The organism is Chenggangzhangella methanolivorans, assembly GCF_042648545.1.
GTDB classification, from domain to species: domain Bacteria; phylum Pseudomonadota; class Alphaproteobacteria; order Rhizobiales; family Methylopilaceae; genus Methylopila; species Methylopila methanolivorans.
In genome coordinates this window covers 179991-194266 of record NZ_JBHRXS010000016.1, presented here as the reverse complement: position 1 = coordinate 194266, position 14276 = coordinate 179991, and the positions used below count along the sequence as shown (strand labels likewise).

14 protein-coding genes are annotated in these 14276 nt (G+C 70.2%); 7 read left to right on the top strand and 7 right to left on the bottom strand.

Annotated features, from left to right (window positions below):
- Positions 1–694: 694 nt before the first annotated feature.
- The 5 genes from ACFOWB_RS22895 (at position 695) to ybgC (ending at position 4915) form a co-directional block, all read left to right on the top strand.
- Complete coding sequence (locus ACFOWB_RS22895; protein WP_378149586.1) at positions 695–1942, top strand: Hsp70 family protein; 1248 nt, start codon at positions 695–697, stop codon at positions 1940–1942.
- Positions 1943–2007: 65 nt separating this feature from the next.
- Entirely contained in the window at positions 2008–2526 is a 519-nt protein-coding gene (ruvC, locus tag ACFOWB_RS22890; RefSeq protein WP_261404636.1) for a crossover junction endodeoxyribonuclease RuvC, read from the top strand.
- A 199-nt stretch (positions 2527–2725) separates the two neighbouring features.
- Positions 2726–3349 (top strand): Holliday junction branch migration protein RuvA, encoded by a 624-nt coding sequence (gene ruvA / locus ACFOWB_RS22885; RefSeq protein WP_261404635.1) that lies wholly within the window; start codon positions 2726–2728, stop codon positions 3347–3349.
- A gap of 85 nt (positions 3350–3434) precedes the next feature.
- Complete coding sequence (ruvB, locus tag ACFOWB_RS22880) at positions 3435–4478, top strand: Holliday junction branch migration DNA helicase RuvB (protein ID WP_261404634.1); 1044 nt, start codon at positions 3435–3437, stop codon at positions 4476–4478.
- Positions 4475–4915, top strand: coding sequence for a tol-pal system-associated acyl-CoA thioesterase (gene ybgC, locus ACFOWB_RS22875; RefSeq protein ID WP_261404633.1), 441 nt, complete (start codon positions 4475–4477; stop codon positions 4913–4915). The genes ruvB and ybgC overlap by 4 nt, the downstream gene beginning before the upstream one ends.
- 30 nt (positions 4916–4945) lie before the next feature.
- Here ybgC and ACFOWB_RS22870 read toward each other — a convergent pair whose 3' ends face one another.
- The 6 genes from ACFOWB_RS22870 to pal form a co-directional block, all read right to left on the bottom strand.
- On the bottom strand, positions 4946–6271 hold the full coding sequence (locus tag ACFOWB_RS22870; RefSeq protein ID WP_261404632.1) for a calcium-binding protein: 1326 nt from the start codon (positions 6269–6271) through the stop codon (positions 4946–4948).
- 96 nt (positions 6272–6367) lie between these two features.
- The gene (gene recQ, locus ACFOWB_RS22865) at positions 6368–8200 is read right to left on the bottom strand and encodes a DNA helicase RecQ (RefSeq protein WP_261404631.1); all 1833 of its coding nucleotides are present in this window, start codon (positions 8198–8200) and stop codon (positions 6368–6370) included.
- A 55-nt stretch (positions 8201–8255) separates the two neighbouring features.
- Entirely contained in the window at positions 8256–8774 is a 519-nt protein-coding gene (locus tag ACFOWB_RS22860; protein ID WP_261404630.1) for a copper chaperone PCu(A)C, read from the bottom strand.
- Positions 8775–8898: 124 nt separating this feature from the next.
- A complete protein-coding gene (gene tilS, locus ACFOWB_RS22855) occupies positions 8899–9969 on the bottom strand; it encodes a tRNA lysidine(34) synthetase TilS (RefSeq protein ID WP_261404629.1) in 1071 nt (356 codons plus the stop codon).
- Between the two features lie 28 nt (positions 9970–9997).
- Positions 9998–11083, bottom strand: a complete 1086-nt coding sequence (gene ybgF / locus ACFOWB_RS22850; protein ID WP_378149579.1) for a tol-pal system protein YbgF — start codon at positions 11081–11083, stop codon at positions 9998–10000.
- Positions 11084–11207: 124 nt separating this feature from the next.
- Entirely contained in the window at positions 11208–11714 is a 507-nt protein-coding gene (gene pal, locus ACFOWB_RS22845) for a peptidoglycan-associated lipoprotein Pal (protein ID WP_261404627.1), read from the bottom strand.
- A gap of 228 nt (positions 11715–11942) precedes the next feature.
- Between pal and ACFOWB_RS22840 the strand changes: the two genes are divergently transcribed.
- Complete coding sequence (locus ACFOWB_RS22840) at positions 11943–12224, top strand: hypothetical protein (protein ID WP_261404626.1); 282 nt, start codon at positions 11943–11945, stop codon at positions 12222–12224.
- Positions 12225–12249: 25 nt separating this feature from the next.
- Positions 12250–12636, top strand: coding sequence for a DUF1801 domain-containing protein (locus ACFOWB_RS22835; RefSeq protein WP_378149576.1), 387 nt, complete (start codon positions 12250–12252; stop codon positions 12634–12636).
- A 202-nt stretch (positions 12637–12838) separates the two neighbouring features.
- Here the strand turns inward: ACFOWB_RS22835 and tolB are convergent, their stop codons facing one another.
- Entirely contained in the window at positions 12839–14092 is a 1254-nt protein-coding gene (tolB, locus tag ACFOWB_RS22830) for a Tol-Pal system beta propeller repeat protein TolB (RefSeq protein ID WP_378149841.1), read from the bottom strand.
- Between the last annotated feature and the right edge of the window lie 184 nt (positions 14093–14276).

Below are 14276 nucleotides of genomic sequence, written 5' to 3'. Positions count from 1 at the left end.
CGCGGCTCCAGTCCTTCGCCGCCGGCGGGTCTGGATCCCGGGTCAGGCCCGGGATGACGGGTCGGGGTTCGGGCGCAGGCCGCCCGCCCGCCGTGTTCCGTGGACGCAGAGAGGGCGCGCCTTCCACCGCCGTCATCCCGGCCGAAGAGCCGGGATCCAGAACCGTCGCGCGGCTCCAGCCCTGCGCCGCCGCCGCGTCTGGATCCCGGGTCAAGCCCGGGATGACGGGCCGAGGTTCGGGCGCAGGCCGCCCGCCCGGGGGCGTTCCGTGGACGCAGAGAGGGCGCTCGATCTGCCGCCATCATCCCGGCCGAAGAGCCGGGATCCAGAACCGTCGCGCGGCTCCAGTCCTTCGCCGCCGGCGGGTCTGGATCCCGGGTCAGGCCCGGGATGACGGGTCGGGGTTCGGGCGCAGGCCGCCCGCCCGGCGCGTTCCGTGGACGCAGAGAGGGCGCTCGATCTGCCGCCATCATCCCGGCCGAAGAGCCGGGATCCAGAACCGTCGCGCGGCTCCAGCCCTGCGCCGCCGCCGCGTCTGGATCCCGGGTCAAGCCCGGGATGACGGGTCAAGGTTCGGGCGCCGGCCGCCCGACCGGGGCGCTCCGCGGACGCGGGAGAAAGCGCGCGACGACTGGACGGACGCGGCCAAGGCGCGGTAGGAGAGCCGCCCTCCAAAGCGCCTGCGACAACGCCCATGACCGCCTGCGGCCTCGACTTCGGCACGTCCAACACCACGCTCGGCGTCGTCGAGGGCGGCAGGCCCGCGCTTGTCCGCCTCGAGGGCGAGGAGCGCACGATCCCGAGCGCGATCTTCTTCGCGCCGTCGGCGGCCGCCAAGGTCGGGCGCGCCGCGATGTCGGCCTATCTCGACGGCGAGGCCGGCCGGCTGATGCGCAGCCTCAAGTCCGTGCTCGGCACCGGGCTCATCGACGAGGCGACGCAGGTCGGGCGCGAGCGCGTGAAGTTCCGCGACGTCATCGCCCGGTACCTGGCGATCGTGAAACGCCGGGCCGAAGCCGAGGCCGGCCGCGAGATCGACGCGGTCGCGCATGGCCGCCCCGTGCATTTCGTCGACGGCGACGAAGCGGCCGACCAGCGCGCCGAGGACACGTTGCGCGAGATCGCGCTTTCGGTCGGCTTCCGCGAGGTGTCGTTCCAGTTCGAGCCGGTGGCCGCCGCGCTCGACTACGAGCGCGAGGTCTCCGGCGAGGAGCTTGCGCTCATCGCCGACATCGGCGGCGGCACCTCGGACTTTTCCGTCATCCGGCTCGGTCCCGACCGCAGCGGGCGCGAGGACCGAAAGGGCGACATCCTCGCCAATGAGGGCGTGCGGGTCGGCGGCGTCGACTTCGACCGGCGTCTATCACTCGGCTCGGTGATGCCGCTGCTGGGGCTGGGCTCGCCGATGAAGCGGCGCGAGCTCGAGGCGCCCTCGGTCTATTTCCACGACCTCGCCACCTGGTCGAGCATCAACCGCCTCTATGACGGGCGCGCGCTGCGGCAGATCCGCGAGGTGCGCCGCGAGGCGGCGAGGCCCGAGCTCATCGACCGCCTGATCCGAGTGGTCGAGGACGAGCGCGGCCACGGGCTCGCGGCCGCCGTCGAGGCCGCCAAGATCCGCCTGTCGGACGGCGAGGAGACCGAAGTCGCGCTCGGCTACGCCGAACAGGGCCTCGTCGCCCCCATCCGCCGCGCGGCGTTCGAGCGCCACACCGCGGCGCTCGGCGAGAAGATCGCGGAGCGCATCCGCCGCTGCCTCGCCGCCGCAGGACTGAAGCCGGAGAGCATCGACGCCGTGTTCCTCACCGGCGGCTCGACCCGCGTGCCGCATGTGCGTGCCGCCATCCTCGGCGAGGTTCCGGCCGCGCGCGTGGTCGAGGGCGACATCTTCGGCGCGGTCGGAACCGGCCTCACCATCGAGGCCGCGCGCCGCTACGGCTGAGGCCTGTCGACGACAATCCTGTTCCGCTTGTGTTCTGATAACGATTGGCCGCTAGTCTCGCGGTCATGAGCCCCGCGCCGATTCGCATCCTTGGCGTCGACCCCGGCCTCCGCCGCACCGGCTGGGGGGTGATTTCGGCCGAGGGCTCGCGCCTTTCCTTCGTCGCGGCGGGCGTCGTGCGTTCCGACGAGACCGCCTCGCTCGCCGCCCGCCTCGCCGAGCTTCACCATGGGCTGGTCGCGGTGCTCGAAGCGCATGGCCCCCACGAGGCCGCCGTGGAGGAGACCTTCGTCAACTCCAACCCGCATTCGACGTTGAAGCTCGGGCAGGCCAGGGGGGTGGCGCTGCTGGTCCCGGCGCTCGCGGGGCTCGGCGTCGCCGAGTACGCGCCGAACCTTATCAAGAAGACCGTGGTGGGCGCAGGCCACGCCGACAAGCGCCAGATCCAGGCGATGATCTCGGTGCTGCTGCCGAAGGCGCTGGTGACGAGCCCGGACGCCGCCGACGCGCTCGCGGTCGCGATCTGCCACGCCCAGCACCGCGGCGCCGCGGCCCGCCTCGCGGCCCTGAAGGTTCCGGCGTGACGGCGGTTTTCGCAAGATCGGGTCGTCTCCGCCTCCCTCCTCCTCGCGGGGGTAAGGGTGGGGGTGGTTCAGAATTGACCTCCGTCGCCGGGCGTAGAGCTGCGTCTCCGTCGGCGCTTCTTTCGGAGCCACCCCCATCCCCGGCCCCTCCCCGCAAGGGGGAGGGGAGACGTCGCCGCCTCCACTGGAACGCCCGAGCATGATCGGAAAGCTCACCGGAACCGTCGACTCGGTCGGCCCTGACTGGGTCATCCTCGACGTCGGCGGCGTCGGCTATGTGGTCTATTGCTCGACCAAGACGCTCTCGCGCCTGCCGAAGGCCGGCGAGACCGCGCGGCTCTCGATCGAGACCCATGTGCGCGAGGACCGCATCCAGCTGTTCGGCTTCATGGCCGATCTCGAGCGCGAGTGGTTCCGACTGCTCAACACCGTGCCGGGCATCGGCACGAAGGTCGCGCTCGCCGTGTTGTCGACCCTCGACGCGCCGGATCTCGCCACCGCGATCGCCTTGCGCGACGTCGCCGCGATCTCGCGCGCGCCGGGCGTCGGCCCAAAGGTCGCGGCGCGCGTCGCGGCCGAGCTCAAGGACAAGGCGCCGCTCTTCGCCGACGTCGATCCGGGGCTGGCGCGCGTCGCCGGCGAAGTCGCCGAGGCGAGGGGCGCCGCGACCCCGGTGCGCGACGCGGTCTCGGCGCTCGTCAATCTCGGCTACGCCGCGCCGCAGGCGAGCGCGGCGGTCGCGGCCGCGAAGCAGTCGCTCGGTGACGACGCCACCACCGAGCGCCTCATCCGCGCCGGCCTGAAGGAGCTCGCCAAGGGGTGAGGGAGCGTTCGGCCGTCAGCTTGCGGGGTGAGGTCCTGCGCGCAGGCTATGGCCGCGCGCCGGCGCGCGTGCGACACCTCGGCCGATGACCACGAGCCCCATCCGAGACCCTGACAGTCGCGACGACGAGCTCGACGCCTCGATCCGTCCGCAGACGCTCGCCGACTTCACGGGGCAACGCCAAGCCCGCGAGAACCTCTCGGTGTTCATCCAGGCCGCCAAGACCCGCGGCGAGGCGCTCGACCATGTCCTGCTCGCCGGCCCCCCCGGCCTCGGCAAGACCACGCTCGCCCAGATCGTCGCGCGCGAGCTCGGCGTGGGATTTCGCGCGACCTCGGGTCCGGTCATCGCCAAGGCCGGCGACCTCGCGGCGCTGCTGACGAACCTCGAAGAGCGCGACGTGCTCTTCATCGACGAGATCCACCGGCTCAATCCGGCGGTCGAGGAAATCCTCTATCCGGCCATGGAGGACTTCCAGCTCGACCTCATCATCGGCGAGGGCCCGGCGGCGCGCTCGGTGCGGATCGACCTGTCGAAGTTCACCCTCGTCGGCGCCACGACGCGCGCGGGGCTGCTCACTACGCCCCTCCGTGATCGCTTCGGCATTCCGGTGCGGCTCAATTTCTACGACGTCGACGAGCTCGAGCTGATCGTCGCGCGCGGCGCCCGGGTGCTTGGCCTTCCGATGCGGCGCGAGGGCGCGCGCGAGATCGCGCGGCGCGCGCGCGGCACGCCGCGCATCGCCGGCCGCCTGCTGCGCCGCGTGCGCGACTTCGCCTCGGTGTCGGGCGAACCGGAGGTGACGGCGGCCTCGGCCGACCGGGCGCTCCGGCTGCTCGACGTCGACGATCTCGGTCTCGACGCCATGGACCGCCGCTATCTCACCGCGATCGCCGAGCACTATGGCGGCGGGCCGGTCGGAGTGGAGACCATGGCGGCCGCGCTCTCGGAGCCGCGCGACGCCATCGAGGAGATCATCGAGCCCTACCTGCTGCAGCAGGGCTTTCTTCAGCGCACGCCCAGGGGCCGCGTTTTGACGCAGACCGCCTATCGCCATCTCGGCCTTGCGGCGCCGGCCGCCGCGGCCCAGATGCCTCTTTTCGAAGGGGAAGGGGGCCCGACAGAGTGATCGCAAAGGTGACCGACGGCCTCGGCGGGCGGATGGAAGGCGTGCGCCACATCCTGACGCTGCGGGTCTATTACGAGGACACGGATTTCTCCGGCTTCGTCTATCACGCGAGCTATCTGCGCTTCATGGAGCGCGCGCGCACCGAGATCCTGCGGGCGATCGAGTTCGACCACCGGCGGCTCTGGGACGAAAAGCGCGAGGGCTTCGTCGTGCGCCGCATGACGATCGACTATCTGCGGCCGGCCATGATGGACGACGTCATCGCGGTGACGACGACGGCCGAGGACGTGAAGGCGGCCTCGCTCGTGCTGCGCCAGACCGTGACGCGCGACGACGACGTGCTGGTCGCGGCGACCGCGCAATGCGCCTATCTGCGCGACGGCCGCCCGGCCCGCATGCCCGATCGCATGCGGCGCGAGATGATGCGGACGGAGTAGAACTCGGGCGGGCCGCTCGCCCGCCGGCGGTCAGAACCGCAGGACGAAGTCGCCGGCGTCGATCGAGTCCGGATTGTCGAACTGGATTTCGGCAATCAGCTTCGCCTTGCCCGACCCCGTCCCGTCGGCGTCGAAGAACAGTTTCCCGGTCTTGGTGTTGAACAGGAACGTGCCCTCGTCGGTGACGGCCTTCGCGCCGGGTCCCTTGATGAAGGTCACGCCGTCGATGACGGCGTAGTCGCCCGCGAGCTTGAAGCCGCTGCGGCTGATCCCGATCATGTCGTAGATGTCGTAGTCGAGGATCAGGTCGCCGCCTTCCTTGACGTTGGCGTAGTAGAACTCGTCGCCGTCCGAGAAGCCGAACGCCTCCTCGTCGCCGCGCAGGGTGTCGGCGCCCTTGCCGCCCTGCAGCGTGTCGGAGCCGTCCTCGCCGTAGAGGATGTTGTCGCCGTTGTCGCCGATCAGCCGGTCGCGGAACGAGGAGCCGATCAGGCCCTCGATGTTCTTGAGCTTGATGCCGACGACGCCTTCGGCGTTCGCGACCCCGTCCTTGAGCGACGCGTAGACGCCGATGCCGCCAGTCTCGCGGATCCCCTCGAAGGAGGCGAAGTCGAAGGAGCCTTTGTCGTCGTCGCCGCCGTTCAGCGTGTCGCGCCCGCCGCCGCCGACGAGCGTGTCGTCGCCGAGCGAGCCGTCGAGAACGTTGGCCTCCTCGTTTCCGACGAGCTTGTCGTCGAAATAGCCGCCGGTGACGTCCTCGATCGACGAGTAGGTGTGTCCTTCCGCGATGCCCGTGTTCTTGCTCGGATCGGCGAGGTTGACCGTCACGCCTTCGCCGGCCGCGTAGTAGTTCACCTTGTCGAAGCCCTGTCCGCCGTCGAAATAGGTCTCGGCGTCATGGGCGAGGAACACGTCGTGCCCGGCGCCGCCGAACAGGAAGTTGCCGGCGTCGCTCTCGCCCGAGATCGTGTCGCTGCCCTTGCCGCCGAAGAAGGTGAATTCGTCGTCGGGCCCCTCGTAGTTGAGCCCAAGCACGAGGCGCAGCGGAAGCGTGCTGCCCACGAAGGCGACCGCGGCGATGAACTCGCTCGACGAGATGTCGAGGTCGACGTCCGAGATCTCCGCGACGACGACGCCGTTGATCTTGAGCACGCCGCTCGTGATGTGGCCCGTATTGTCCTTCGGACGCAGGTCGTCGCCGTAGAACTCGACCGAGACGCCGTTCTCGCCGGTCATCACGATCTTGTCCTTGAAGTACTTGATCTCCGTCGTCGGCGAGAACACGTCACCCCGGAGGTCGTTCATGAAATCGTCGTAGGAAAAGCTCTTCTTGGTGACCAGCGTAATGGCGGACATGATCGGATGCTCTGAGCGTGCGCGGAACAGATATTCATCTGAATACCTCGCCCGCAGGATCTTCCGCCATCCGGGGTTCTACGTAGGTGAAATGGGTTACGCCTCGGCGATCGCCCGCAAGAACACGTCGCCGAACGCTTCCAGCTTGGCCGCTCCGACGCCCTTCACGCGCGCGAGCTGGTCCATGGTGCGGGGCCGCGCCGAGGCCATCTCGATCAGGGTGCTGTCGGCGAAAATGACGTAGGCGGGCGCGGCGCGCGCCACCGCGAGCTCGCGCCGCAACGCCTTCAGCTTCGTCAGCAGCTCTTCGTCGGCGCCGGAGAGATGCGCGGCCTCCGCCACCATGCGGCCGCGGCGCTCGCGCGTCCTGGGCTTCGGCTTGGCGATCGAGACGCGCTCTTCGCCCGCGAGAACGCGCTCGCCCTTGGCGGTCATGACCAGCCCGCCATAGGCTCCGGTCTCGACCTCGAGCGCATGCACGGCGACGAGCTGGCGCACGATCCCGCGCCAGTCCTGCGCCGGCCGGTCGGCCCCGCGGCCGAAGCCCGCGAGCTTCTCGTGGCCGCGCGCCGTCACCGTCTCGCTTTCGTGGCCGACCGCGAGCGCCACGATGTGGGCCGCGCCGAAGCGCTGCCCGGTGTCGCGCACGAGGCCGAGCAGCAGCCGCGCCTCCTGCGTGCCGTCGATCACCTCCGGCGGGTCGAGGCAGACGTCGCAGTTGCCGCAGGGCGGGTTGGTCTCGCCGAAATAGGCGAGCAGCGCCTGTCGCCGGCAGGCGGTCGTCTCGCAAAAGCCCACCAGCGCGTCGAGCCGCCGGCTCTCCACGCGCTTGCGCTCGGGCGCTGAGTCCTGCTCGTCGATGAAGCGGCGGCGCGTGCGGATGTCCTCGAGCCCGTAAAGCATCAGGGCCTCGGCCGGCTCGCCGTCGCGGCCGGCGCGACCGATCTCCTGGTAATAGGCCTCGAGGCTGCCGGGCGCGTCGCCATGGACGACGTAGCGCACGTCCGACTTGTCGATGCCCATGCCGAACGCGACCGTCGCCACCATGACGACCCCGCGCTCGGCCAGGAACGTCTCCTGCGCGGCGGCGCGGGCCTGGGCCTCCATTCCGGCGTGATAGGCGAGCGCGTTGACGCCGGCGCCCTGCAGCCGGGCCGCGGTCTCCTCCACCTTCTTGCGCGAGATGCGGTAGACGACGCCGCTGAGGCCCTTGCGGGCGTCCACATAGCGCTCGATCGCCGTCATGGCGTCGCGCTTCTCGGAGACCGCGATCTGGATATTGGGCCGGTCGAAGCCGGCCACATAGGTCTCGGCCGAGCCCTCGAAGAGCTTCTGCAGGATGTCGTCGCGGGTCGACTGGTCGGCGGTCGCGGTCAGCGCGATCATCCGGGCCTTCGGCAGCGCGGCGCGCGCCTGTCCGAGCAGGAGATATTCGGAGCGAAACGAATGGCCCCACTGCGAGACGCAGTGCGCCTCGTCGATCGCGACCAGCGAGACCGGGAGCTTGCCGAGCGCGGCGAGCATGCGCTCGGTCATCAGGCGCTCGGGCGCGAGGTAGAGCAGCCGCGCCTCGCCGGACGCCACCCGCCGCCACGACGCGACGTTGTCCTCGCGCGAACGGCCCGAATGGATCGCCTCGGCCCGCACCCCGTCGAGCCGGAGCCCCGCGACCTGATCCTCCATCAGCGCGATCAGCGGCGAGACCACCACCGCGAGCCCGCCCATCACCAGCGCCGGCGCCTGATAGCAGAGCGATTTTCCGGCCCCCGTCGGCATCACCGCGAGCACGTCGCGGCCCGACAGCAGCGCGTCGATCACCGGCTCCTGGCCGGGGCGGAACGCGTCGAAGCCGAAAGCGGTCTTGAGGACCCGGTACTTCTCGGCTTCGAGCTCGGGCGGCAGGGCGAAGGGATTTGGCATCGCGGTCATCGGCTCGCGCGGAGGTCTAGGAGATTCTCCGCGCGGGCGCGAGCAGGCGCCGGGCTCAATGGCCCGAGTGGTCCATGCCCTTCATGTCGCCGGACTTCGGCGCCGGCGCGGCTCCGGGAGCCTCGACCGCGAACTCCACCTCGACCTTGCCGGCGGTCTCGAAGGTGAGCTCGCCCTTGACCTTCTCGCCCTTGGTCAGGGCCGTCTTGAGGCCGACGAACATCAGGTGCTTGCCGCCGGGCGCGAACGATACGGTCTCGCCGGGCTTGACTTCGACGCCGCCCTCGATCTCACGCATCTTCGCGACGCCGTCCTCGACCGAGCTCTCGTGCATCTCGGCGCGTTCGGCGAACGGAACCGACACGGCGACGAGGCGGTCCGGCTTGTCGCCGTGGTTCATGATGGTGAAGTAGCCGCCGGCGACCTTCACGCCCGGAACGGTGGCGCGCGACCAGGGATGGCCGATCATCAGCTTGCCGACCGTGTATTCGTGCGCGCTCGCCGCCCCGGCGGAAAGCGCGAAGAGGAGAGCGGCGAAAGGCGCGGCGAGGCGCAGCGGAAGCAGCTTCGGCATTGGGAACGGAACTCCGGCTGTGGCGGGCGCGGCCGACCGGGCCGACGCTGCTTTGCGGGTAGCCTTCTTAGAACGGGACCAGGCGCTTCGCCACGGTCTTTGCGGCCGCGGAGCCGCGGGCGACCTAACGGCGCTCCCGGCGCGGCGGCGCGGACGAGACCTTGATGGCGCCCTCGGAATCCCAAGCGATGCGCGCCCCGGCGAGCGTGTTGGCTCCCGACGACTTGGTGACGATGTGATCGGCGAGCCGCTCCAGCCGCTCGAGCTTGACGCGCACGCCGCCGATCTCGGCGATGACGCGGCCGAGCAGGCGCAGCTTGATCTCGTCCGGCAGCGTGGCGGCGCTCGCCCCGATGACGGAGACGCCGTTCTTGCGCGCGACATGGAGCGCGGCCGCCTGATCGATCGCCGCCTCGATCGCGGCGTTGACCCGGGCCATCCGGAACGCGAGCACGCCGAGCCGCTCGGCGGTCATGCCCTCGCGTTCGAGCGCGCCGCGCGCCGAGCGCAGCCGCGCGCGGGCGAAGCGCGGGTCGACGTTCATGGGGTCTTCGGCCCAGCCGAGATTGCGCGCCTTCAGCGTCGCGACGAGCCGCGCCTTCGGCACCACGAGGAACGGCCTCAGCAGTTCGATCCCGTCGCGCCGCACGGCGTGGCGCATGGCCGCGAGCCCCATCGGGCCGCTGCCAGCCGACAGCCGCATCAGCACCGTCTCGGCCTGATCGTCGAGCGTATGGGCGGTGGCGACCGCATCCGCCCCGATGGACCGCGCGTGCGCCAGCAGCGCGCCGTAGCGCGAGACCCGCGCGGTCTCCTCGATCCGGGTGTCGCGCGGCGCGGTGCGTCCGTCGAGCCGCGCGAACGGCAGCCCGAAGCGTCCGGCGAGCGCCTCGACGGCGTCGGCCTCGGCGCGGGCCTCCTCGCGCAGGCCGTGATCGACGGTCGCGACCGCGATCTTGGGCGCGCCGCCCGTCTGGAACCATTCGCCGGCCAGGACCAGGAGCGCCGTGGAGTCCGCGCCGCCCGACACGGCGAGCAGCGCCGACTTGCGGCCTGCGAACGCCCGCTCGAACAGCTTGACGCTCTCCACGCCGCCGATCGGGTCGGCCGGGGGAAGGTCGGCGGTCCTGACGCCGCGGCGGGCGGTGGACGCGCGTCGCTTGGGGTCTTTCGAGGGCGGAGCCGCGTCGTTCATCGACCTGACCGCCTCTCGCCCTCGGACCTCAGCAGGCGATCCGCTTGTACTCGCGGTCGGACTGGGCCTTGATCCGGGTGTATTTCTTGCCGGCCGCGTCGAGCGTCGCGCAGGCCTGCTCCTTCTCGCCCATGCCGTTCAGCGCCATGCCGAGCTTCAGCATGCTTTCGGGCGCCTTCGCCGACTGCGGGTTGTCGCGATAGATGCCGAGGAAGGTCTCGACCGCGTCCGGATACTTCTTGCGCTGATAGAGGCTCTCGCCGAGCCAGTAGCGCGCTTCCGCGGCCTTCGGATCGTTCGGGTTCGACCGCAGGAAGTCGCGGAACGTCGCCTCGGCCTCGGCGTAGTCGCGCCGCTGCACGAAGCCGACGCCGAGCGCGAACTGGTCGTTGGGCGAGCCGGAGCCCGCGGTGATCCCGCCCGAATCGCGAGAGGCCATGCGGTCTCCGCCGGCGTTGCGGTCCGGCAGGCCGCTCGCGCCGACCGACTGCGAGCCGCCGCCGACGCCCGGCGGACGGATGCTCATCGGGGCGTTGGGGTCGTCGTCGAGAAGGCCGCCGATGGCGTCGCCCGATCCGCCGCTCGAGCGCGTCTGCCCGAGGCTGGAGGGGGGCGCGCCGAGGCCGTCGTTGCGGCCCGTCGAGGCGGTCGAGGACCCGGAGGAGCCGCCGTAGTCGCCGGCGTCGCCGCGACGGTTCGGGGCAGGCTTCGACGAGCCACCGCCTCCGCCCTTGCCGCTTTCGAGATCCTGCAGGCGGAAATCCACGTCGCCCTGCATCTTGCGCAGGTTCTCGTCGTTCTTGCGGGTCTGGAACTGCATCTCCTCGATGCGGCCGTTGAGCTGCCGGATCTGGTTCTCGAGCCGATCGAGACGGACGGCGATGTCGGCCATCGAGGACTGGGCCGGCTGCACGACGCTCGGCGCGGCGGGGCGCTCGTCGCGGCCGCCGAAGAAGGCGAGGCCCTTCTCGAGCCCCTGCACGCGCTGCTCGAGCCAGTTTGGAGCCGCTCCCTCGCCGGCCGCCTGGGCCACGGCGGCGGAGGCCGTCAGGCAGGCGAAAGCGGCGCCGAGCGCGAGCCGCCTGGCGATCTTGGAGCGCGTCGAATCGAACATGTTCGGAAGAGGTCCCGGCCGGTGAGCGAGGCGATTTTCGCCTGTTACGCTTTCACTTCGGCCGAATTAGGGCCGGTCCCGGGACCGCGCGTCAAGCGACGCGGGGTCCCGGGACCGAAGTTCGTCAGGAGCCGGCGCCGCCCGAGAGCGCGGTGACCGCGCGGCGGTTCTGCGACCAGCAGGAGATGTCGTCGCACACCGCGACCGGACGTTCCTTGCCGTAGGAGGTGGTGCGCATGCGGCTCGAGGAGACGCCGCGGGCCGCGAGGTAGTCGCGGCTCACCTGCGAACGGCGGGCGCCGAGCGCGAAGTTGTATTCGCGGGTGCCGCGCTCGTCGGCGTGGCCTTCGACGAGGATCGAGTAGCGCGGATAGCGGCTGAGCCACGAGGCCTGCTTGTCGAGCGTCGCGCGGGCCGTCGAGGTGAGTTCGGTCGAGTCGGTCTCGAAGAACACGCGGTCGCCGACGTTCACGACGAAGTCCTGCTGGCTTCCGGGAGGGCCTCCGCGGCCGCCGCCGGCGCCGTAGCCGTTCGCGCCGTCCATTCCTTCGCCGGGCTTCTTGGCGCACGCGCCGAGGGCGAGCGCCGCGCACAGCGCGACGGCGATCTTGGCGCTACGGCCGATACGCATGGTACGCAACATACCCGATGACTCCTTGTGGCTGTCGGTTGCGCAATCCATAGCATTCTCCCCGTTAACCGAAGGTTCCGTTAGGATTAAGCAAAGGTTGATTTCGCCCTTGCGACAGTGGAACCGCGGAGCTCGAAAACGCCCGCCGAAGGCGGCGCGAACGTGGCCGCGATGGGGCGGGGAGGGGAACTCCTCACAGGTGAGTCCGGAAGGACACAGGGGGGAGGGATGGATCGGAAAGAGCTCAATCATTGCCGCGTCTGCGGCTTCAACCAACACGAGCCGTGGGGGCCGGATGGCACGGAGCCGACGTACGACATCTGCTCCTGTTGCGGCGTTGAGTTTGGCTACGAGGACTGCACGGTTGAGGGCGTGAAAGCGTACCGTGCGGAATGGCTCGCCAAAGGCGCGACCTGGTTTCAACCAAAAGAAAAGCCGACCGACTGGGATCTCGACGAGCAGATGAAAAGCGTTCCCGATCGCTTCAAGGACACGCTGGTGGGAAGCTGACGGCGGAAGCCATTGGAGGCGCAGAATGGGCGAAGCGGTGGAACCGACTCCGTCTCAACTGATCGACCAGAGGGTCGCCGACCTAGCCGATTGGCGCGGCGAGACGCTGGCGCGTGTGCGCGCCGTCATCCGGCGCGCGATGCCCGACGTCGTCGAGGAGTGGAAGTGGCGGGGCGTTCCGGTCTGGGAGTGCCGCGGGATCATCTGCACCGGCGAGACCTACAAGGCGGTCGTGAAACTGACCTTCGCCAAGGGAGCGGCGCTCGATGACCCGGCGGGTCTGTTTAACGCGAGCCTTGACGGAAATGTGCGGCGCGCGATCGACATCCGCGAGGGCGAGGCGATCGACGAGGACGTGCTGGCGGCGCTGGTGAACGCGGCGGCCGAGCTCAACGCGGCGAAGAAGCGGTAGCCGAAGGGCGACGAGTCGAGAGGGAAGACCTCAGTCGTCATCCCCCGGCTTGTCCGGGGGATCCACGCTTCGTCACAGAACGCTGCGCTTCGGAAGCGTGGATGCCCCGGACAAGCCGGGGCATGACGAGGTTTGTTCGTCCAACTCGGAAGACGATCCCGGATCGGCCCTTATGGGCCGTCCGGGATGACGCGTTCGGGGCTCAGTTCAGCGGGGGCGACCAGGCCGGGTCGGAGGCGAATCCTTGCGTCGGGATCGCCTGCTCGTTGCGGCCGGTGACGTCGATCGAGAAGATCTTCGGGCCCGCGCCCTGGTCGCGGAAGAACATCAGCACGCGGCCGTTCGGGGCCCAGGTCGGGCCTTCGTTGTGGAAGCCCTCGGTAAGGACGCGCTCGCCCGATCCGTCGGGACGCATCACGCCGATCGCGAACTTGCCGCCGGACTGCTTGGTGAAGGCGATGAGGTCGCCGCGCGGGCTCCACACCGGGGTCGAGTAGCGGCCCTGGCCGAAGGAGATGCGCTGCGCGCCGCCGCCGCCGGCCGACATCACGTAGATCTGCTGGTTGCCGCCGCGGTCGCTCTCGAACACGATCTGGTTCCCGTCCGGCGAGTAGGACGGCGAAGTGTCGATCGCGCCGGAGTCGGTGAGCTTGGTGGTGGCGCGCGAGCGCAGGTCCATCGCGTAGATCGACGAGTTGCCGCCCTGCTCGAGGCTCATCGCGACCTTCTGGCCGTCGGGCGAGAAGCGCGGCGCGAACGTCATGCCGGGGAAATTGCCGACCTGCTCGCGCTGGCCGGTCTCGAGGTTCAGCAGGTAGACCCGCGGGTCCGCGTTGCCGAACGACATGTAGGTGATTTCCTGGCTGGTCGGGCTGAAGCGCGGGGTCAGCACCAGCTCGCCGCCGGCCGTGATGAAGCGGTTGTTGAAGCCGTCCTGGTCCATGATGGCGAGGCGCTTCACGCGCTTGTCCTTCGGACCGGTCTCGGAGACGTAGACCACGCGGGTGTCGAAGTAGCCCTTCTCGCCGGTCAGGCGCTCGTAGATCATGTCGGCGATGAGATGCGCCACGCGCCGCCAGTTCTTGTCGGTGAGGAACTGCTGGCCCTCGAGCTGGTTGCCCGCGAACACGTCCCACAGCCGGAACTGGGTCGAGACGCGGCCGTCGCCCTGGCGGACCACCTGGCCGGTCACCAGCGCTTGCGCGTTGATGATGCGCCAGTCGCCGAAGCGCGGGGGCGCGTCGAAGGACGAGATCTTCTCGATGAAGGCCTTGTGGTCGATCGGCGCGAAGAGCCCAGAGCGCTTCAGGTCGGCGGCGATGACGCCGGCGATGTCGCGCGCGAGCTGCGGGTCCGAGCCGTTGGCCAGGAAGTCCGGGATCGCGATCGGCAGCGGCTGGACGTTGCCCTGGTTGATGTCGATCGACACCTGGGCGCGCGCCGGGGCCGCGACCATCGCGAAGGCCGCGGCCAGCGCCGCGAGGGCGGCGATCCACGCGGCGGTCTTGAACATGCGGTCGGCGAGGGTCGTCATCGAGCGGTTCCGGTGTCGGCGCGGGACGGCGCTAGAAGGGACTGAGCGCCGAAGCCGCCCGGCCCGCGCATGCGGGCCTCCGCGGCTTCTGCGTCGTGAAGTTCCG

Coding starts and splice junctions, on each gene's coding strand:
- ACFOWB_RS22895 (WP_378149586.1), top strand. CDS start 695: ATGACCGCCTGCGGCCTCGACTTCGGCACGTCCAACACCACGCTCGGC.
- ruvC (WP_261404636.1), top strand. CDS start 2,008: ATGAGCCCCGCGCCGATTCGCATCCTTGGCGTCGACCCCGGCCTCCGC.
- ruvA (WP_261404635.1), top strand. CDS start 2,726: ATGATCGGAAAGCTCACCGGAACCGTCGACTCGGTCGGCCCTGACTGG.
- ruvB (WP_261404634.1), top strand. CDS start 3,435: ATGACCACGAGCCCCATCCGAGACCCTGACAGTCGCGACGACGAGCTC.
- ACFOWB_RS22870 (WP_261404632.1), bottom strand. CDS start 6,271: ATGTCCGCCATTACGCTGGTCACCAAGAAGAGCTTTTCCTACGACGAT.
- recQ (WP_261404631.1), bottom strand. CDS start 8,200: ATGACCGCGATGCCAAATCCCTTCGCCCTGCCGCCCGAGCTCGAAGCC.
- ACFOWB_RS22860 (WP_261404630.1), bottom strand. CDS start 8,774: ATGCCGAAGCTGCTTCCGCTGCGCCTCGCCGCGCCTTTCGCCGCTCTC.
- tilS (WP_261404629.1), bottom strand. CDS start 9,969: ATGAACGACGCGGCTCCGCCCTCGAAAGACCCCAAGCGACGCGCGTCC.
- ybgF (WP_378149579.1), bottom strand. CDS start 11,083: ATGTTCGATTCGACGCGCTCCAAGATCGCCAGGCGGCTCGCGCTCGGC.
- pal (WP_261404627.1), bottom strand. CDS start 11,714: ATGCGTATCGGCCGTAGCGCCAAGATCGCCGTCGCGCTGTGCGCGGCG.
- ACFOWB_RS22840 (WP_261404626.1), top strand. CDS start 11,943: ATGGATCGGAAAGAGCTCAATCATTGCCGCGTCTGCGGCTTCAACCAA.
- ACFOWB_RS22835 (WP_378149576.1), top strand. CDS start 12,250: ATGGGCGAAGCGGTGGAACCGACTCCGTCTCAACTGATCGACCAGAGG.
- tolB (WP_378149841.1), bottom strand. CDS start 14,092: ATGGTCGCGGCCCCGGCGCGCGCCCAGGTGTCGATCGACATCAACCAG.